This window comes from Paenibacillus sp. 01T47 (assembly GCF_056398245.1).
In genome coordinates this window covers 1-17,890 of sequence record NZ_JBFTPA010000029.1, presented here as the reverse complement: position 1 = coordinate 17,890, position 17,890 = coordinate 1, and the positions used below count along the sequence as shown (strand labels likewise).

At 43.9% G+C, this 17,890-nt stretch carries 19 protein-coding genes; 12 read left to right on the top strand and 7 right to left on the bottom strand.

What is annotated here, in order from left to right:
* Window positions 1-171 precede the first annotated feature (171 nt).
* The 4 genes from AC1DOV_RS31560 to AC1DOV_RS31545 all read left to right on the top strand — a co-directional run bounded on the left by AC1DOV_RS31560 (window position 172) and on the right by AC1DOV_RS31545 (window position 4,405).
* Entirely contained in the window at window positions 172-1,206 is a 1,035-nt protein-coding gene (locus tag AC1DOV_RS31560; RefSeq protein ID WP_477551928.1) for a LacI family DNA-binding transcriptional regulator, read from the top strand.
* A 104-nt stretch (window positions 1,207-1,310) separates the two neighbouring features.
* Window positions 1,311-2,474, top strand: a complete 1,164-nt coding sequence (locus AC1DOV_RS31555) for a Gfo/Idh/MocA family protein (RefSeq protein ID WP_441879379.1) — start codon at window positions 1,311-1,313, stop codon at window positions 2,472-2,474.
* Between the two features lie 60 nt (window positions 2,475-2,534).
* Window positions 2,535-3,257, top strand: coding sequence for a ThuA domain-containing protein (locus AC1DOV_RS31550; protein WP_076270996.1), 723 nt, complete (start codon window positions 2,535-2,537; stop codon window positions 3,255-3,257).
* Between the two features lie 47 nt (window positions 3,258-3,304).
* Window positions 3,305-4,405 carry a Gfo/Idh/MocA family protein gene (locus AC1DOV_RS31545; RefSeq protein WP_477551927.1) on the top strand — a complete coding sequence of 367 codons (1,101 nt, stop codon included), beginning with the start codon at window positions 3,305-3,307 and terminating at the stop codon, window positions 4,403-4,405.
* Between the two features lie 512 nt (window positions 4,406-4,917).
* On the opposite strand, the gene AC1DOV_RS31540 is transcribed toward AC1DOV_RS31545, so the two are convergent.
* The 3 genes from AC1DOV_RS31540 to AC1DOV_RS31530 all read right to left on the bottom strand — a co-directional run bounded on the left by AC1DOV_RS31540 (window position 4,918) and on the right by AC1DOV_RS31530 (window position 7,999).
* Window positions 4,918-5,784, bottom strand: a complete 867-nt coding sequence (locus AC1DOV_RS31540; RefSeq protein WP_477551926.1) for a glycine betaine ABC transporter substrate-binding protein — start codon at window positions 5,782-5,784, stop codon at window positions 4,918-4,920.
* Window positions 5,785-5,967: 183 nt separating this feature from the next.
* Window positions 5,968-6,804 carry an ABC transporter permease gene (locus tag AC1DOV_RS31535; RefSeq protein WP_076270998.1) on the bottom strand — a complete coding sequence of 279 codons (837 nt, stop codon included), beginning with the start codon at window positions 6,802-6,804 and terminating at the stop codon, window positions 5,968-5,970.
* Window positions 6,791-7,999, bottom strand: coding sequence for a quaternary amine ABC transporter ATP-binding protein (locus AC1DOV_RS31530; RefSeq protein ID WP_441879374.1), 1,209 nt, complete (start codon window positions 7,997-7,999; stop codon window positions 6,791-6,793). The genes AC1DOV_RS31535 and AC1DOV_RS31530 overlap by 14 nt, the downstream gene beginning before the upstream one ends.
* A 240-nt stretch (window positions 8,000-8,239) precedes the next feature.
* Here AC1DOV_RS31530 and AC1DOV_RS31525 point away from each other — a divergent pair, with 240 nt between their 5' ends.
* Together AC1DOV_RS31525 and AC1DOV_RS31520 are read left to right on the top strand one after the other, a co-directional pair.
* Window positions 8,240-8,797 carry a GbsR/MarR family transcriptional regulator gene (locus AC1DOV_RS31525; protein WP_477551925.1) on the top strand — a complete coding sequence of 186 codons (558 nt, stop codon included), beginning with the start codon at window positions 8,240-8,242 and terminating at the stop codon, window positions 8,795-8,797.
* Window positions 8,798-9,030: 233 nt separating this feature from the next.
* Window positions 9,031-10,236 carry an alpha-D-ribose 1-methylphosphonate 5-triphosphate diphosphatase gene (locus AC1DOV_RS31520; RefSeq protein WP_477551924.1) on the top strand — a complete coding sequence of 402 codons (1,206 nt, stop codon included), beginning with the start codon at window positions 9,031-9,033 and terminating at the stop codon, window positions 10,234-10,236.
* Here the strand turns inward: AC1DOV_RS31520 and sspI are convergent.
* Window positions 10,230-10,463, bottom strand: a complete 234-nt coding sequence (gene sspI / locus AC1DOV_RS31515) for a small acid-soluble spore protein SspI (RefSeq protein WP_477551923.1) — start codon at window positions 10,461-10,463, stop codon at window positions 10,230-10,232. The two genes, AC1DOV_RS31520 and sspI, sit on opposite strands and share 7 nt — an antisense overlap.
* 79 nt (window positions 10,464-10,542) lie before the next feature.
* Between sspI and AC1DOV_RS31510 the strand changes: the two genes are divergently transcribed.
* Together AC1DOV_RS31510 and AC1DOV_RS31505 are read left to right on the top strand one after the other, a co-directional pair.
* A complete protein-coding gene (locus AC1DOV_RS31510) occupies window positions 10,543-11,265 on the top strand; it encodes a potassium channel family protein (protein WP_076271060.1) in 723 nt (240 codons plus the stop codon).
* Window positions 11,266-11,273: 8 nt separating this feature from the next.
* A complete protein-coding gene (locus AC1DOV_RS31505) occupies window positions 11,274-12,098 on the top strand; it encodes a TrmH family RNA methyltransferase (RefSeq protein ID WP_477511583.1) in 825 nt (274 codons plus the stop codon).
* Window positions 12,099-12,167: 69 nt separating this feature from the next.
* Here the strand turns inward: AC1DOV_RS31505 and AC1DOV_RS31500 are convergent, their stop codons facing one another.
* The gene (locus AC1DOV_RS31500; RefSeq protein WP_477551922.1) at window positions 12,168-12,704 is read right to left on the bottom strand and encodes a superoxide dismutase family protein; all 537 of its coding nucleotides are present in this window, start codon (window positions 12,702-12,704) and stop codon (window positions 12,168-12,170) included.
* A gap of 113 nt (window positions 12,705-12,817) precedes the next feature.
* Between AC1DOV_RS31500 and AC1DOV_RS31495 the strand changes: the two genes are divergently transcribed.
* The gene (locus AC1DOV_RS31495) at window positions 12,818-13,288 is read left to right on the top strand and encodes a GNAT family N-acetyltransferase (RefSeq protein WP_477551921.1); all 471 of its coding nucleotides are present in this window, start codon (window positions 12,818-12,820) and stop codon (window positions 13,286-13,288) included.
* A 23-nt stretch (window positions 13,289-13,311) separates the two neighbouring features.
* Here the strand turns inward: AC1DOV_RS31495 and AC1DOV_RS31490 are convergent, their stop codons facing one another.
* Both AC1DOV_RS31490 and AC1DOV_RS31485 read right to left on the bottom strand, forming a co-directional pair.
* Window positions 13,312-13,806: a hypothetical protein gene (locus AC1DOV_RS31490; protein WP_477551920.1), complete on the bottom strand. Its 495-nt coding sequence runs from the start codon at window positions 13,804-13,806 to the stop codon at window positions 13,312-13,314.
* A gap of 40 nt (window positions 13,807-13,846) precedes the next feature.
* On the bottom strand, window positions 13,847-14,230 hold the full coding sequence (locus AC1DOV_RS31485) for an NUDIX domain-containing protein (protein WP_477551919.1): 384 nt from the start codon (window positions 14,228-14,230) through the stop codon (window positions 13,847-13,849).
* Window positions 14,231-14,403: 173 nt separating this feature from the next.
* Between AC1DOV_RS31485 and AC1DOV_RS31480 the strand changes: the two genes are divergently transcribed.
* The 3 genes from AC1DOV_RS31480 to AC1DOV_RS31470 all read left to right on the top strand — a co-directional run bounded on the left by AC1DOV_RS31480 (window position 14,404) and on the right by AC1DOV_RS31470 (window position 17,700).
* Window positions 14,404-14,547, top strand: a complete 144-nt coding sequence (locus tag AC1DOV_RS31480; RefSeq protein WP_179089924.1) for a hypothetical protein — start codon at window positions 14,404-14,406, stop codon at window positions 14,545-14,547.
* Window positions 14,548-14,653: 106 nt separating this feature from the next.
* Window positions 14,654-16,570: a ribosomal protection-like ABC-F family protein gene (gene abc-f, locus AC1DOV_RS31475; RefSeq protein ID WP_477551918.1), complete on the top strand. Its 1,917-nt coding sequence runs from the start codon at window positions 14,654-14,656 to the stop codon at window positions 16,568-16,570.
* Between the two features lie 278 nt (window positions 16,571-16,848).
* Window positions 16,849-17,700 carry an alpha/beta hydrolase gene (locus AC1DOV_RS31470; protein WP_477551940.1) on the top strand — a complete coding sequence of 284 codons (852 nt, stop codon included), beginning with the start codon at window positions 16,849-16,851 and terminating at the stop codon, window positions 17,698-17,700.
* The last annotated feature ends 190 nt before the right edge of the window (window positions 17,701-17,890 follow it).

The following is a 17,890-nucleotide window of genomic DNA, read 5'->3' as shown; positions in this document are numbered from 1 at the left end:
AAACGATCTGGGACGCCGATGCAAGCGTTCTGGATCGTTTTTTTTGTAATGAGGGCAACGATAGAAAAATATGCAAAAAGTTTATTGACGCTAAAACGTTTTCATGCAATAATGTACGCGTGTACATTAAAATGAAATGACAACTTAGCATATTAGTTTTTCAGGAGGAAAATGATTATTAGCAGGAAAGAAGTTGCGAAACTAGCTGGTGTTTCAGAGGCGACTGTTTCGAGAGTGATGAACAGCGTCGGCCCTATCAAAGAGGAAACGCGTGAACGTGTATTACAAGCCGCGGCTGAGCTTGGATACGTACCGAATGCGCTTGCTCAGCAATTTGCTCGAAGGAAAAGCGGGAATATTGGCGTCATATTGCCATTCGTGCCAAAGGTTCATTTGTTTTCCACTTACTATTTTTCGGAAATATTAAGTGGAATCGGTGAAACAGCGAAGCGCTGCGGCTATGACCTGCTTCTTATTTTTAGAGAACCGGATGGGGCGAGAGATTACGCTAAGCTATTTCGCACGCATAAGATTGATGCTTGCATCGTTTTAGGCTCACAAAATGTGCCTGAGGAAAGAGCCGCCCTTGCTGAGCTGAAGGCTGAAAACTTTCCTTTCTGCCTTGTGAATCAGCGGTTTGATGCGGAGCATTATCGTACTGTCGATGCTGACCATGTTTCAGGCAGCAAGGCGGCCGTATCGCATTTGTTGAGTCAGGGCAGCCGCAGAATTGCTTTTGTTAACGGCCCGCTGCAATATTCCAATAGTGCCGATAGGCAGGAAGGCTACAAAGCGGCTCTAATGGAAGCGGGACTTGCTTATGAGCCTAGTCTAATCTATCACGGTAATTACAGCCGAAAGAGCGGAGCGGAGCTCGCGGAGCAATTGGCGGAACAAATTAAAGAAGGCAATATCGATGCGGTATTTGCGGCTAATGATCGAATGGCAATCGGCCTGATGCAGCGCTTGCGGGAACTGGGAGTTGAAGCTGGCGAGCATTATGCGCTAGTTGGATATGATGACTCAGACGGCTCGCGCATCATTAGTCCAAGGCTTTCAACCGTTGCTGTTCCTTTCTATGAAATGGGTAAGCTTGCAGCTGCTAGATTGCTGGACCCGGATCAGAAAACGAAAACGACAGATTCACAAACAGATGTTTTACCAGTCAGCTTGATCACAAGAGAAACGTCAAGACTCAAACGTTAAATCCTGAATACGAGTTTTTCTGCTCCATTCTATTTCAATTGCGGGACGCGATCTTATCGCTAGAGGCAGCATAAGGCGTTTACGCTTAAGAGAGGCGGATTATTATGGATAAAGTAAAAGTTGGCATGGTTGGTTATAAGTTTATGGGGAAGGCACATAGCAACGCATACCGCGCGCTTCCGATGTTTTTCCCGAATGCGATTAAACCGGAGATGACGGCCATTTGTGGTCGCGATCCAGAAGGCGTTGAACAAGCACGGTCACAATTCGGCTGGGAAAGTGCTGAAACGGATTGGAATGCACTCGTTAATCGCGAGGATATCGACTTAATCGATATTAATGCACCAAGTGATGCACATAAAGCTATCGCTCTAGCAGCAGCGGCAGCTGGCAAACATATCTTTTGTGAGAAGCCTTTGGCGCTTACGCTTGAAGACTCTCGTGAAATGCTTGATGCTGCAGAAAAAGCAGGCGTGAAGCATATGGTAGGTTTTAACTATCGATTTGCACCTGCTGTACAGCTTGCCAAAAAATTGGTGTCAGATGGCAGGCTCGGCGAAATCTATCATTTCCGTGCTGTGTTTTTGCAAGATTGGATTATCGATCCGAGCTTCCCGCTCGTATGGCGTCTTCAGAAGGAAATTGCAGGCTCCGGCTCCCATGGTGATTTAGGAGCACATTTGATAGATATGGCGCGTTTTCTCGTTGGAGAATTCAATGAGGTTATCGGCATGAGCGAAACTTTCGTTAAAGAGCGTCCGATTGCTTCAGCTATGACAGGCCTTAGCGCAAAGGGAAGCGAGGGTGGACCGCTCGGAGAAGTAACAGTGGATGATGCAACTATGTTTATGACACGCTTTGCTAACGGCGCGCTGGGCAGCTTTGAGGCGACTCGCTTCGCAGCCGGCCATCGCTGTACGAACGCTTTTGAAATTAACGGCAGTAAAGGAAGCATCAAGTTTGATTTTGAGCGGATGAATGAGCTTCAAGTTTATTTCACCGATGATGCCGAGGATGTTCAAGGCTTCCGCCGCGTACTTGCAACCGATCCATCGCATGCGTATATGGACGCTTGGTGGCCAGCTGGACATACCATTGGATACGAGCACACGTTTACACATGAAATGCATGAGCTGATGCAAGCTTTTGCTGAAGATCGTCAGCCCGTTCCGAACTTTGTAGATGGCGTGAAATGCCAAGAGGTTCTGGAGGCGGTAGATCGTTCGATTGCAGAACGCCGCTGGGTAGCAATTAGCGAATTATCGTAAGACATATAGGGTTATTAGTTAGGAGATTACTTAGCGCTTGGAGAGAGGCAGGAGAAGGTAATGAAAAAAGCACTAATCGTATGGGGCGGCTGGGATGGACATCAGCCGAAAGAGGTAGCAGAAATTTTTCGTGAGGTGCTTGCAGCTGAGGACTTTGAGGTAGAGGTGTCCGACACATTGGAAGCATTTGCAGATGCAGAAAAACTGTTGGGACTTGATCTTATCGTACCCGTATGGACGATGGCACGGATCGAGCAGAAGCTTGTCGATAATGTATCTGCAGCTGTTCAAAGCGGCGTAGGCTTGGCAGGATGCCATGGCGGAATGTGCGATGCGTTCCGTGAAAATGTAGACTGGCAGTTTATGACTGGCGGACAATGGGTAGCTCACCCAGGCAATGACGGTGTTGAATACACGGTTAATATTAATAATTCATCCAGTCAGCTGACAGAAGGCATTGAAGATTTTGTTGTCAGCTCTGAGCAATATTATTTGCATGTGGATCCGGCAGTTGAAGTGCTGGCGACAACACGTTTTCCGCTGACACCGGGACCGCATTCACTCAACAAGGCAGTCGATATGCCGGTTGTATGGACGAAGCGTTGGGGTGTTGGACGCGTATATTACAACTCGCTTGGTCATCAAGCTAATATTATAGAGATTGAAGCGGTGAAAGAGCTTATGAGACGCGGCTTCTTGTGGTGTGCGGAAGGTAAAGCAAATGCGCTGGCAGCAGGCAAAACAGCTTCTGCTTATAGCGGTATGGCAGATAATCAGTTGTAAATCGCAATTATAATAATCTTAGGATATGAGAAGAGGGACTAGAGATTATGGAAAAGATCAAAGCAGGCATTATAGGAACAGGCAATATTAGCGGCATCTATTTTGAAAACGGCAATCGTTTTGATGCCTTGCAGGTTGTAGCTTGCGCAGATTTAGATGTGGAGAGAGCCAAAGCAAAAGGCGAGCAGTTTGGCGTTCGCGGTTGTTCGGTTGAGGAGCTGCTTGCTGATCCGGAAGTTCAAATGATAATCAATTTGACGATCCCACAAGCGCATGCTTCGGTGTGCTTGCAAGCTCTTGAAGCAGGCAAACATGTTTATGTTGAGAAGCCATTTGCAGTTACTCGTGAAGAGGCGCAGCAGGTACTTGAGCTTGCTGAGAAAAAAGGTCTTTATGTTGGAAGCGCGCCGGATACATTCCTTGGCGGCGGCATCCAAACGAGCATTAAGCTGCTTGAGGACGGATGGATCGGTACGCCGATTGGCGCGACTGCATTCATGGTGTGCGGCGGGCATGAATCATGGCATCCGGCTCCTGAATTTTATTATCAAAAGGGCGGCGGCCCGATGTTTGATATGGGGCCATACTATTTAACCGCGCTAGTAGCGCTGCTTGGACCAATCACTCGTGTAACGGGTTCGGCACGTATCTCTTTCCCAGAGAGAACGATTACAAGCAAACCGAAATACGGCCAGCAGGTAGAGGTTGAAGTACCAACTCATATCGCTGGAGTGATGGACTTTGCATCTGGTCCAATCGGAACATTGCTCACGAGCTTTGATGTGAAAGGCGGCTCAACGCTTCCTCGAATCGAAATATACGGCAGCGCGGGCACACTTCTTGTTCCAGATCCTAACGGGTTTGGCGGACAAATTAAAATTTGGCGTGCGGGCTCAAATGAATGGTCAGATATTCCGCTTGCTTACGGATACACAGAGAACGCTCGTGGTGTCGGTGCAGCAGACATGGCCAAAGCGATTCAAACCGGTCGTAAGCATCGCGCTAATGGCGAGCTTGCTTATCATGTACTCGAAGCTATGCATGGCTTCCATGACGCGTCAGAACAAGGCATGCATTATGTTATGAAGAGCACTTGTGAGCGCCCAGCGCCATTGCCGCTTGGTTTGCAGCCATTCTGCTTGGATTAATAAAGGCTGAAGAGCATTAACGGCTAGAATGTAAAGTCATTAATAAATAACTTAAAAAAAGAGCTGTCCCAAAAGTAGATGTATCTACGATTGGAACAGCTCTTGCTTTGTTTTTGTTGGAACTTAGGCCGGACGATGTCCTCACCTTATCCAACGTATTGCTTACGAACCTAGTAGGTCTTATTTAAACGATTCGTAATGGATTTAAATTTTAACGAACTCCAGAATCGTTATTTCGAGTAAAACAGCTCGGAACACCATGTAAATCATGATATAACGTTTATCAGGTTCGTTAAAATGAAAGAAGAGTCGTTTTCTGCATAATAAGCATGATACGGCTCGTTAGAGAAATGATTAAGGTATTATGCAATGCCGGCGAGACCAATAATTGAATCCGCCGGGAATAGCCTTTGATGCGCTATTTTTTCATGCTCTCCAACATTTTGTCCAAAGTGAGCTATTGATCCATCGATCTGAATACTTTTGAGACAGCTTCTTTCGAATGTTGGCTATTATTTTATCCAAGCTGCAATCTTGTCAGGATTTTGCTCAACCCATGCTTTGGCAGCTGCTTCTGGCGTCTCGCCTTCTTGGATTTTGATCATAACGGAAGCCATATCATCTGGCGTCCAATTAAACTGATCGAGGAATGCATAAGCTTCAGGCAGATCATCCTTTAGTCCTTGACGGGCGATTGTATGAATTTGTTCATCTCCGCCATATACATTTTTAGGATCTGCCAAATATTTGAGCTCCATCTTGGCGAACATCCAGTGCGGTGTCCAGCCTGTCACAACAATCGGCTCTTTGTTAGCATAAGCCTTCTCAAGCTGCTGAGTCATCGCTGCAGAGGAACTCTCAAGCAGCTTCCATTTATCTCGCAGATTATATTGATCTAATACTTTCTCTGTCGACATCATGAGACCAGCACCCGGCTCAATACCGATAATCGTATGATCTACTTCAGCGCCAACGGCATCGTTAAGCTCATCAATGCTGTTAACATCCATATATTTAGGAACGACTAGACCAATTTTTGTTCCTTCAAGATTTGGTCCTAGATCATCAAATTTACCGTTATATTTTTCGATGTACGATGCATGTGTGGTAGGAAGCCATGCAGCTACCATCGCATCTGCACTGCCGTCAGAAATACCAGCCCACATAGGCCCCGCATCAACTTGCATCATATCAACTTTGTAATTAAGCTTCTGCTCAAGTACTTCCTTCACAACATACGTGCTCGCTATCTCAGAATCCCAAGCCACGTAAGCAAGCGTTACTTTTTTCTTTGCGCCTTCATTGTTCGAAGAGCATCCAGCGACTAAAGCCATGGTCATAACAGCAGCAACAATTACACTCATTTTATTAAATTTCAAAAAATCACTCCTTAAAGTTTGCGCAGCAAACTAACATCGAAAGCATACGCTTTAATTTTGCGCAGCAAAATACTTCGAAAGCATACGCTTAAAGTTTGCGCAGCAAACTAACATCGAAAGCATACGCTCAAATTTAACGCAGCAAACTAGCATTGAGCATGCGCTTAACGTTTAAAAATTAGTTTAAGTGGTTTTGCTTTTACGAATAATTTGTTGGGTCAGTCGGTCTAAAATAATGGCTAATATAACAATAGCAAGACCAGCTTCAAACCCAACGCCGGTATTTCCTTGCGTCACTGCACGATATACATAAGCTCCTACACCTTGAGCACCAATCATGGATGCAATGACGACCATCGATAGTGACAACATAATGGTCTGGTTAATGCCGGCCATAATGGTTGGCATGGCAATAGGAAGCTGCAGCTTGAACAATTTTTGCGTTGGCGTAGAGCCGAAGGCATCTGCTGCTTCTACTAATTCGGCAGGGACTTGGCGAATGCCAAGATTCGTTAATCGTATCGTTGGCGGGATTGCAAAAATAATCGAAGAAATCACGCCAGGAACAACACCCAAGGAGAAAAACGTTACAGCTGGGAGCAAATAAACGAAGGCTGGCATCGTCTGCATAAGATCAAGCAATGGTGTAATGATTTTTTGGAAATTGGTGTAGCGAGCACACAAAATTCCAATAGGAACACCAATCAGCACGGATATGAAAGCTGCAGTCAAAACGAGGGCTAGTGTCTGCATCGTTTGGCTCCATAAGCCGAGGTTTTCTATAATTAACAATCCGATAAGTGTGAATATTCCCATTTTCCACTTGCCGATAAGCCAAGCCAAAATAGTGAATATCAAAATAAGCACTAGCGCCGGAAACCAATTGAGAGCGACATCCAAGCCATTTACAGTTTCGCCGACAACTGTGCGTATTAATTTGAAAAAAGGGTCGAAATGAGCTTCAAACCAAGCTTCCAGCCATTCGATCCAGTCAGCTAATGGGATTTTAGGTAGATTCAATACGTTCACCAGCCTCTAATACGGAATTTCCAGCTAATGCGGCTAGAACCGCGCCCTTGATGACGATGCCTTTAAGGCGCCCGTTTGCATCAATAATGGAAATGGGGAATTTCGAATTACTCATTAATTCAAACAACTCATTAAGCAGCGTATCCGGCTGTGCGAATGGTGCTTCTCGCTCCATTGCATCTTCAAGCTTTTGGCCGTTTTTAATTGCATTCGCTGCTTCTTCTGCCGTTATAACGCCAAGCAGGCGCATACCTTTGTCGACAACGTAAAGGCTCGATACTCCGCGGTCACGCATAAATTGCAAAGCAACACGCGGACCTTTCTCGATGGTTATCGTTTCAGGTTTAATCATGACATGTGATGCTGTAAATACTTTGGATAAATCAACGTCCTCGACGAAACGCTCAACATATTTGTTCGCTGGCTGCATCAATATTTCTTCAGGTGATCCAATTTGCACGATGCTTCCGTCCTTCATCAAAGCGATTTGATCACCGATCCGCAGTGCTTCGTTTAAGTCATGGGTAATGAAAACAATTGTTTTCTTCATTTTGGATTGAAGCTCAAGCAGCTCATCCTGCATATCCTTCCGAATTAAAGGATCGAGTGCGCCAAATGCTTCATCCATAAGCAGAACATCCGGATCGTTAGCAAGTCCTCTTGCGAGACCAACGCGCTGCTGCATACCGCCGCTTAATTGGTCAGGATAGCTGTCTGCCCATCCTTTCAATCCAACAAGCTCTAGCGAATGCATCGCCATTTCTCTGCGTTTTTTCTTATCGATGCCCTGTACCTCTAGTCCATATTCAATGTTTTGAATAACGGTGCGATGCGGAAACAGTGCGAACTTCTGAAATACCATACCTACATTTTTTCTTCTAAATTGCCGCAGCTGCTCTGGTGACATCTTAAGTACATCTGTCCCGTTAAACAGGACTTGACCTAAAGTAGGTTCAATTAATCGATTGAGTAGACGTACAAGTGTCGACTTGCCGCTACCGGACAAGCCCATAATAACAAATATTTGTCCCTCTTCAATCGAGAAATTGGCTTGGTTCACCCCAACCGTAAGCTTTGTTTCTGCAAAAATTTTCTCTTTAGACCATCCTTTATCCAGCAGCGGGATCGCCTTTTTCGGATCTGTTCCGAAAATTTTGGTCAGCCTCTTGGCTTCTATAATCGCCATGTTGTGCCCCCTTTGGAATATTTCGACTCCCATAAGTTTAGTTGGTTATGTTTGTTATGGTCAAAAGGCGTGAGACTCTGTATACTACGTACAGTTATAACTTTACGAACTTTATATACTGTATACTCTGAATAACTCCCTTTTTCGTATCAAACGTGTTCTTTACATATGGATGGTCATTTGATTACAATAATTGATGTAAGAATGATAGGGGGAAAGACACTCCTCAGGAGGAACGACATGAATGAGCTTGCAGCATTAACAGATGAGCAGCTAACCAAGCTGCATAAAGCAAGGCGCCGCGTCATTGAATCAATTGGTGAGAACATGGATTTGTACGGCATTACGTTATCCATTGGTCATTTGTACGGCAATATGTACTTTAATCGTGAGCCAGTTACACTTGATGAGATGAGCCAGACGATGGGCATGAGCAAGACTTCAATGAGTACTGGCATGCGTACGCTGCATGATCTGAAGATGATAAATAAAGTATGGGGTAAAGGCTCAAGAAAAGACTTATATGAAGTAGAGCTGAACTGGCATCAAAACTTTACGGACTACTTCTCCATTAAATGGAGAAAAGCTGTCGAGCAAAATATGAGTGCCCTAAACCGATCAATGAAGGAAATCGATGCTCTAAAGCTTCAATACGAAAGCGAACAAGCTTTCCTTGATGTGCTTGATAATGATACACAAAAGATTGATGAGGCTTTAAAATATTACAAATGGCTGGATCGTTTAATCGATTCTTTTGAAAATGGAGATATTTACAAGCTAATACCTCTTGAAGAATAAAATGAGAAACGAAAGGCGACGACTCTTGCCTTTATTATGCTTCAAAGCCGCGAGGAATTATTCTTGCGGTTTTTTTGCTTGTTTCGAGCATAATATAGAGGCTTTAGATCTGTATAAAAGAGGAATTAATGTATTTTTTACAAATATCAAGGATCTAACTCCTAGGTATGTTTTTCTAAGTAAAATATGGTAAAATCATTACAATCATTTTAGAGCGGGGGAAGTGTATATCGATGGATAATCGCTTGAGAGCCAGCACTGAGCCTATGATCATTACGAACGGAAAGATCGTTTTGCCTGGCCAAATGGCTGACGGGGCAATTGCTATTAACGATGGGCGAATAACTGCTGTGCTGCACGATGAACTCGCAATCAGCAATTGGATAAAGCTGCACCCCCAGTCTATAAACATAGATGCGAAGCAGCAATACATACTTCCAGGTCTAATTGACATTCATTGCGATGCGATTGAGAAAGAAGTGCAGCCGCGTCCCAATACATTGTTTCCTTTGGATATGGCATTGCTGGAGTTTGAACGGAAGCTTCCGGTGCATGGCATAACTACGATGTATCATTCATTATCGCTTGGGGTAGGGCTTAGTCTGCGTGGAGATCATTTGCTAACGGGGATGATTGAGCATATTAACAGCTATCGCAATAAACGATCGATGATTCGCAATCGTATACATTTGCGCTTTGAGGTTTCACATCTGGCAGGTATGCCCATTGTAGAAAGGTTTTTGAATGAGAAAGCGATTGATTATTTATCGTTTATGGATCATTCACCCGGGCAAGGCCAATATCGTGAACCCGGCTCATTTGAGCGTTATGTAATGAAGAATCAGGGTGTAGGCGTTGTAGAGGTACGTGCAATTGTTGATAATCTCATTCAGCAAAGGCAACTGGTAAACGGTGGCCATTTGAAGAATTTGAGCAAACTAGCAGCTAAAGCTGGCATAGCCGTTGCCTCACATGACGATGATTCGGTGGAGAAGGTAGATGAGTCGCTTGATTATGGGGTTTCTGTCTGTGAGTTTCCAATTAATATGGTTACGGCAAAATATGCTTCTAATCGAGGGCTTCATGTTTGTGTAGGTGCTCCTAATGTTGTAAGAGGCGCGTCTCATGACAACAATTTAAAGGCGGTTGACGCAATTGCTGCTGGTGCTGCCCATATTTTATGCTCAGACTACCATCCATCTTCTATGCTGGCAGCTGTGTTTAAGCTTGCAGATGAAGGGATTGCCGCTTTGCCAGCTGCGGTACGGATGGTCTCATTACATCCAGCGCAGGCATTGGGCGTGGATGGTGACATTGGTTCCATAGAGCTTGGCAAAGCAGCGGATTTAATTATTGTGGATCGTTATGATGGCCTGCCTTGGGTAACAGCTACCATTATCGGAGGCCAAATTGTTTATTCTGCAGCTGTGCGTTACTGAGACGGATTAGCATGCTCAGAATGATGAAGATGCCTATATAAGGAATCAACCATTCGCTCTTGCTCTAGCTCAGTGGATTGCTGCCAGATCATCTCAAAAAGTACACCAAGCCCCGGCAAAGCACGCTCATCCGAGCCAATTGAGTCTTCAATGACTTCTGATAGATCTTTCGCAGAGTTATCCTGCACACGCATAACGATTGCTTGACGCAGATCAATTTCTTTCAAACTAAACAGCCTCCTGCCCATTGGGATTTACTTATTTACTATGTCCAGTGCATGCTTCTTTCATCCGAATGAGCAAGCTATGGTATACTGTCTAAATAACTGCAGCAATCATCCGCGTAAGGAGGATTATGTATCGATGGCAAAGAAGCAATACGCAGTAATTGGAATGGGGCGTTTTGGCTCCAGCATTGCAAAAGCTTTGACAGATATGGGCTTTGAGGTATTAGCTATTGACTCGAACGAACAGCGAGTACAAGAAGTCGTTAATTTTGTAACTCATGCAGTATCCGCTGATTCAACGGATGAGGAAGCGCTTCGAGCGCTCGGTATTCGGAATTTTGATGTTGTCGTCGTTGCCATAGGACAAGACATTCAGTCAAGCATTTTGACGACGCTCATTTTGAAGGATTTAGGAGTAAAAACGTTAATCGTCAAAGCTCAAAACGAGCTTCATGGTAAAGTTGTAGGCAAAATTGGTGCCGATAAGGTCGTTTTCCCCGAACGGGATATGGGGCTGCGCGTTGCACATCATCTTGTGTCGCCTAACATTCTTGATTATATCGAGATATCAGACGATTACAGCATCATTGAAATTAAAGCTCCCGAGCCAATGATTGGACAAAGCTTGAAGAAGCTCGATATTAGGGCGAAGTATAAATGTAATGTTATGGCTATCAAAACAGGCTCTACCATGAACATCGCTCCATATGCGGACGATTTAATTGGCAGGGATGATATTCTTGTTATTGTAGGTAAAAACTCAGATCTAACAAATTTAGAAATTGCATATTCGGAAGGTTAAATCAAACGATGAATGAAAATTTTGATTCTTTGCTATCATCTGTACAAAATGACAGAGTCAAGCAGTGGGCATCGCTGCTAGACAAAAAATACCGTGATCGCAGCGGCCAATTTCTGATTGAAGGCGTTCATCTCGTATTGGAAGCGCTGAGAGGTACAGCTAAAGTAACGACGATTGTTTATGATGCAGAACGTGGTATTCCCGCAGAGCTTAAGCTGGAGCGAGAAACGAATGATACGGAGGCAACACTCGGTTTGGAGTGGGTTCAAGCTTCACGATCGGTCATGTCAAAATGCACAGGAACGGATACGCCTCCGCCTGTATTTGCTATTTTGTCAAAGCTGTCCGTACATAAAGAGGCATTATATCGCAAAAACGGGCTTGTCGTTGTGCTTGACGGCGTACGAGATCCTGGAAATGCGGGAACGATCATCCGCAGCGCGGATGCGGTTGGCGCAGATGCTGTTATTTTGGGCAAAGGCTGCGTGGACCTCTACAATCCGAAAACCGTAAGATCTACAATGGGTTCTTTATTCCATCTGCCTATTATAGAAGCGGATTTAAAAGAACTTCTGCCCGAAGCGAAAGAAAAAGGCATGAAGCTTATTGGGACAAGCCTACAAGCAGAGCATACCTGCTATGGCTACGACTGGACACAGTCAACATGGCTGCTGATGGGCAGCGAATCAGAAGGGCTGTCTCCTGAAGTTCGCGCACTCATGGATGAAACGGTCATTATTCCGATGGTTGGACAAGCAGAGTCGTTAAATGTAGCGATGGCAGCAACGGTTTTGCTGTACGAAAGCTTGCGTCAGCGGGCTTACAACAAATAAATATCGAGATCAAAAAAAGGCTGTTACAAGGTTATTTCCTTGTGACAGCCTCTCGTTTTTCACGCTAGCTTATTGGATAACTCCGCAAGCGATACGATTGCCAGAATTTCCGGATGGATCGGTAACATAATCATCTTCTTTTTCATGGATGATAATGGATGTGCCGCCGTCCTTTAATAAGGAATTTGGTTTGCCTTTCAAGAGCGTCACATCGCTGCTTACGATATCAGCCTTTACTTTGCCGTCGGCATCTACCGTAATATTGGGGAGGTCTCCGTTATGGTAGCCTTTTGGATTGTTAAAGCCATGCTGCTTATTCACTGGATTGAAATGAGCTTCAGCTGTTTTGAAATCAGGAGTATCACATTTGCCCACGCTGTGAAAGTGAATACCATGCTTGCCTGGAGGAAGCTTCTCCGCTTCAATGTGCAAATATACTTTGTCAGCTTTTTGGGTGAGCTGAGCGGATCCAATATGTTGGCCTTCGCTGTTAATTATAGTGACAAGTACTCCAGCAGGTTCAGCATTTGGAGTTGGATGTGCTAATACAATTCCAAATGTTTGGGTCAGGAATAGCAAACAGACTAACATAGATATTTTTCTCATCGTATTCTCCCATTCATCATGTTTTTGTTTTTGACCGCATAGAAAACGGCAATATGTTTATAGTGTGCAAAACGATTACTTTTATACATAAAAATCCAGCTGGAGGAATGAGTATGAATATTAGAAGGTTCCTTGAAGAGGATATTAGTGAGGTTGTTTCCCTATTCTATGAAACGGTGCATGAAGTAAACAAACAACATTATTCAAAAGATCAGCTTAACGCTTGGGCTCCACTAGATGAGACAGACCAAAAAATCGAAGCTTGGAAGGAATCCATGGTTCGAAATATTACTTTTATCGCTGAGAACAGCGGTCAAATTGTAGGATTTGCTGATATGACATATGGAGGGGAACTGGATCGAATGTATGTCCATAAGGATTATCAGAGAAGAGGCGTAGCTTCAGCCCTATTGAAAAAAATTGAAGCTGAAGCTGGTCGACTAGGGGTAAATGAGATAAAAACAGATGCGAGCATAACAGCAAAACCATTTTTTGAACGTCATGAATACCGGGAAGTCGAGTCACAAGTTGTGGAACGGAGAGGTGTGAAATTAAACAATTTTAAAATGATCAAAAAGCTGTAAAACTACTCATACGAAGAAGAATACTATGTAGCTGCTGCGTTTGTCGCAGCCTTCTGAATGCTATGAACACCCATCACGACTGCAATAAGCTCATAGCTATTAAGCACGGTTGAGAGATTGTGGAGACGGAAGGCTCCCGACTGGAGCCAAGTGCTCGTTTTTTCAAAGGAAGCAACCTCTTTCCCTGACGTATCCATGATCGAATAAACATAAGAGAAGGCAGGAGATTCAATTTGAAAAAGACCACGCTCCCCAGCGTCGTATTCATATCGTTTGCTGAAAAAAGTAAATCTGGTTCTCAGCACACCAATGATTGAATCTGCGGCGTCACGAACTTCCCATTTACTAGAGAAAAGACGGAATTTTCCACTGTAGAGGAGTCTAAGGTCGGATTCATAAACAGAAAGCATCGCACTGAACATGCTTTGTAAGTCTATAGTTCCAGCAGAGGCTCCATTTGCATCCATAATCGTTGTTTCTCCAGCATTAAAGAAGTTGCCTTTAAAATAAAGCTCCACTTGAATACCACCTTTCCGTTTAATAATAAGGAATGTACGGCTAGCCAAATATATTTTTTACAAACGGAGTTACGGGCATATCTATTAAATCACGCATAGGAATCCACTTTGCGCCTAACGAGTCTTGACCATCGCCATCCGTTCTTAAATTAAATGTATCATCTACTAGTTTTACATCATAAATAATGCCGATATGATGCATCTCTTCTAATTTATCCGCTTTAAAGGGCCAGATCAGCGTATATGACAATGTCGTTTTGATGGTGCCAGTTAACGCTGAAATTCCTGTCTCTTCTTCAAACTCTCTAATGAGTGTTTGATAAGGCTCTTCTCCAAATTCAATCGACCCTCCTGGGAAATCCCACTTCCCTGTATGCGGCCCTCTGCCTTTTTTGATGAGCAATACTTTATCGTCTTTCTTCAAGATGCCGTAACCCCAAGATGTGTAAATCTATCCATATATAAGCCTCCTTCACAATGTCATCTTCGACATCATGTACGCTTACTCCTTGTAAATACAAAATTTGGTTTGGCTATTGCAAGAATACTTGCCCTTATGTTATTTTAAAAGGAATGAATGAAAGGGAGGTGAAGTAGGTGAATCACGAAATGGTCAATAACCGTATTAGCCAGCTGCCGATTGCTATGGCTGGCATTGTTCATACATTTTCCGCGAACGGGAGAGGTCTGTCCAATTATGCTCATACGATTAAACCATTCGCGAGAAGACGCCTACTTTAACCACTACGGATAGCTTTACCATCCGAAGGGTCGCAGGCTTGTTGCTGCGGCTCTTTTTTTGTTGTGTTTAAGAGTCAGGGTCTTCATCTAACAGGAGGCTCTTCACATGATTATTGTTAATATACAGGAAATAAAGAAATACCACGCCGCGAATCTGATATTTGATGGACTTACGCTGCAAATACAAGCAGGCGAAAAGATCGGGTTGATTGGCCGCAACGGAAGCGGAAAATCGACATTGCTTCGCCTAATTTCAGGTCATGATCAGGTAGATGAGGGAATGCTTACAGTACAGAAGGAGCTGGTAATCGGATATTTGCCGCAGACACCTGCCGAATTTGATAAGCTGACCGTGTATGAAGTTTTGGCTTATGGCTATCAAGACTTAATGGCGTGCAAGCATCAGATGACGCAGATGGAAATAGAGATGTCGAGTCCGCAAATGCTTGCTGATTCAGCTGCTTTAGAGCGTTTGCTGAAAACATACTCGCTGGCTCAGGAAAGGTTCGAGAGAAGCGGCGGTTATGAGATGGATACGGCAATTGAGCAGGTCGCAACGGGCTTGCGTATCGACCGAGCTGTTTATTCACGAAGCTTTGGCAGCCTGTCCGGCGGTGAGAAAACGCGGATTGCACTTGCCTCCCAGTTGATTGTCCGACCGGCTTTGCTGCTGCTTGATGAACCTACGAATCATCTGGATTTGCGGGGGATGGAGTGGCTGGAGCAATTTATTCAGCAGTATGATGGCGCATGTGTCATCGTATCGCATGATCGTTATTTTCTTGATGAGGTGTGCTCCAAAATAATTGAGCTTGAGGATGGTACAGCACAAACCTTTCTTACAAACTATAGCGGATATGTGAAGGAGAAAGAGGAGCTTCTCTTGCAGCAGTTTGCGAATTTTCAAGAGCAGCAGAAACAGATAAAGAAGATGAAGGAAACGATTAAGCGCTTGGAGGAATGGGGGCGTATCGGCGACAATGAGAAGTTTTTTAAACGCGCCGCTTCCATGCGCAAAGCTTTGGAAAAGTTGGAAATGATTAAACGACCGGTTCTTGATCCGAAGACCGCTGATTTCGAGCTTACAGCGCTTGATCGCTCTGGACGTAAGGCGATTACCTTTGAGAATGTAACTAAACAATTCGGTGATCGGGTTATTTTGGATAAAGCTGAGGGCAGCTTATTCTATGGTGAGAAGGTTGTGCTGGTCGGGGACAATGGCTCAGGCAAAACGACGTTGTTTAAGATGCTGCTTGGCGAGCTTCAGCCAGATGATGGACAGCTAGTCCTAGGAGCCCGTCTTCATATCGGCTATTTGGCTCAAGAAGAGAAGGTTGACGATAAGCAGCTCAGCGTACTTGAATTTTTTAAAACGGAGGGCGGTTTAGAGGAAGGCGAGGCAAGGAATATACTGGCCAGCTATTTGTTTTATGGAACGGATGTATTTAAACCACTTCATTTGCTGTCAGGCGGGGAATGGTCACGACTTCGCCTCGCGCTGCTTATTCGCAAAAAACCGAATTTATTGCTGCTGGATGAACCAACGAATCATCTTGATGTCAGCTCCCGCGAGGCGCTGGAGGAAGCATTGGAAAACTATGATGGAACGGTGCTGGCGATCTCGCATGATCGATATTTTATCAATCGGCTGGCTGAACGAGTTTGGGAGCTTAATGAGGGAGCCATTCACACTTACTTGGGCAATTACGATGACTTTAAGTCGAAGCGGAAGCCTTATAAAACGAACGAGAACAATGTTACCGTTAAAACAGATCATGTTGTGCGAGATCCGAGGCAATTAGCTGAGCATACCAAGCCGAAACATGGTGGAAGAGTGGAGCGTACGAAGGAACAGCTGGAACAAGAGATCGCGAGGCTTGAAGCTAGTCTGCTAGAGGGCAATATGGAAATGGAGCAAATCGCGGCAATGGGTGATCCAGCTGCGCTTGAATCCATTTGGAATATGCAGGAGGAGCGCCAAAAGCAGCTGGATCAGCTAATGGAAGTATGGTTGGAACTATAATTCATAAAATGCCGTTATGCTAATATAACATGCTGTTATGTGTAACCCATGGTGTGATTCTTGTTTTGTAATGGTTGTAGTACACCATTTTACGAGAATCTCCCTTGGGTTATTTCTTTTTCTATGTGCAGCTAGCTGCGTTCACGATTATAGTCGCTAGACGTATTGTTAATCAAAGTTACGGGTTGTATGATTATTTTGCTATATAAATAAGGATAAGTAGGTGGAAAATGGTAATAAAGGAAAGAAGGTTTATCTCGAATATATTACTTGTGAGTATGATATTGTGCAGTGTTTTAACGAATTCCGGCTGTACTGCAGCCACTAGCGAAAATAAAGCATTGTCCTCGAAAGCTCTTCCAGCAGCGCGTGTGGAAAAAATGACGATGAATAGTGAAGCATTACATAAAGATATGAAACTGCAAGTTTATTTACCTGCTGGATATACGGAAACCGTTGACTATCCTGTCCTTTATTTGCTGCATGGTCGAGGAGGTAATGAGAAAACGTGGAATAAAGATATGAGCTTGTCCGATAAGGCGACTCAATTGATCAAGCTCCAGAAAATCAAGCCATTAATTATAGTTATGCCTCAGTATGACAACAGTTACGGTACGAATTACGCTGATCAAACGTATTCCAAGGATGGACGTCAATACGGGCGATATGAGGATTACTTGACCAAGGATTTGATCGGTTATGTGGATTCCCATTACAGTACGATCGCCGATAGAGAAGGTCGATATATTGGAGGACTCTCTATGGGCGGTTTTGCAGCGTTGTTTTTAGCATTTACGCACCCGGATTTATTCAGCAAAAGTGGTGGACATAGTCCAGCCATGTTTATGGACTCTACAGAGAAGTTAGGCTGGTTATTCAAAGATGAAGAAATGAGAAAGCAGACAGATCCGCTTTATCTTGTAGATCAGCTGGAATTGAAAAATCTAAAGGTTTATTTGGATTATGGTAATAAAGATATGATGCATGTTATTAATTCTACCGATCAATTATATGCAAAGCTTAAAGCAAAGGGCATTGATGTACAATTTCATACCTCATCTGGCGGCCATGATCGTAATTATTGGAAAGCGAATACAGATCAATATTTAATGTTTTATGCTGGATTTTAAGATAGCTGTACAGGACTTGATTTTGAAAAAGCCAACCGATATGAACTGCACCCCAATTGTTAGACACCATCTAACATTGGAGGTGCAGTTTTTCTATGAAAAAATTCAGTCCAGATACAAAAATACAAGCAGTCACGCGTTATTTAAATGGAGTGGAAAGCCTTAATACGGTTGCGAAATCATATCGTAT

Excerpts from the sequence above, each read along its gene's own strand:
- AC1DOV_RS31555 (WP_441879379.1), top strand. The coding sequence starts at position 1,311 with ATGGATAAAGTAAAAGTTGGCATGGTTGGTTATAAGTTTATGGGGAAG.
- AC1DOV_RS31560 (WP_477551928.1), top strand. The coding sequence starts at position 172 with ATGATTATTAGCAGGAAAGAAGTTGCGAAACTAGCTGGTGTTTCAGAG.
- AC1DOV_RS31545 (WP_477551927.1), top strand. The coding sequence starts at position 3,305 with ATGGAAAAGATCAAAGCAGGCATTATAGGAACAGGCAATATTAGCGGC.
- abc-f (WP_477551918.1), top strand. The coding sequence starts at position 14,654 with ATGATTATTGTTAATATACAGGAAATAAAGAAATACCACGCCGCGAAT.
- AC1DOV_RS31525 (WP_477551925.1), top strand. The coding sequence starts at position 8,240 with ATGAATGAGCTTGCAGCATTAACAGATGAGCAGCTAACCAAGCTGCAT.
- AC1DOV_RS31550 (WP_076270996.1), top strand. The coding sequence starts at position 2,535 with ATGAAAAAAGCACTAATCGTATGGGGCGGCTGGGATGGACATCAGCCG.
- AC1DOV_RS31505 (WP_477511583.1), top strand. The coding sequence starts at position 11,274 with ATGAATGAAAATTTTGATTCTTTGCTATCATCTGTACAAAATGACAGA.
- AC1DOV_RS31510 (WP_076271060.1), top strand. The coding sequence starts at position 10,543 with ATGGTATACTGTCTAAATAACTGCAGCAATCATCCGCGTAAGGAGGAT.
- AC1DOV_RS31520 (WP_477551924.1), top strand. The coding sequence starts at position 9,031 with ATGGATAATCGCTTGAGAGCCAGCACTGAGCCTATGATCATTACGAAC.
- AC1DOV_RS31495 (WP_477551921.1), top strand. The coding sequence starts at position 12,818 with ATGAATATTAGAAGGTTCCTTGAAGAGGATATTAGTGAGGTTGTTTCC.
- AC1DOV_RS31530 (WP_441879374.1), bottom strand. The coding sequence starts at position 7,999 with ATGGCGATTATAGAAGCCAAGAGGCTGACCAAAATTTTCGGAACAGAT.
- AC1DOV_RS31500 (WP_477551922.1), bottom strand. The coding sequence starts at position 12,704 with ATGAGAAAAATATCTATGTTAGTCTGTTTGCTATTCCTGACCCAAACA.
- AC1DOV_RS31470 (WP_477551940.1), top strand. The coding sequence starts at position 16,849 with ATGATATTGTGCAGTGTTTTAACGAATTCCGGCTGTACTGCAGCCACT.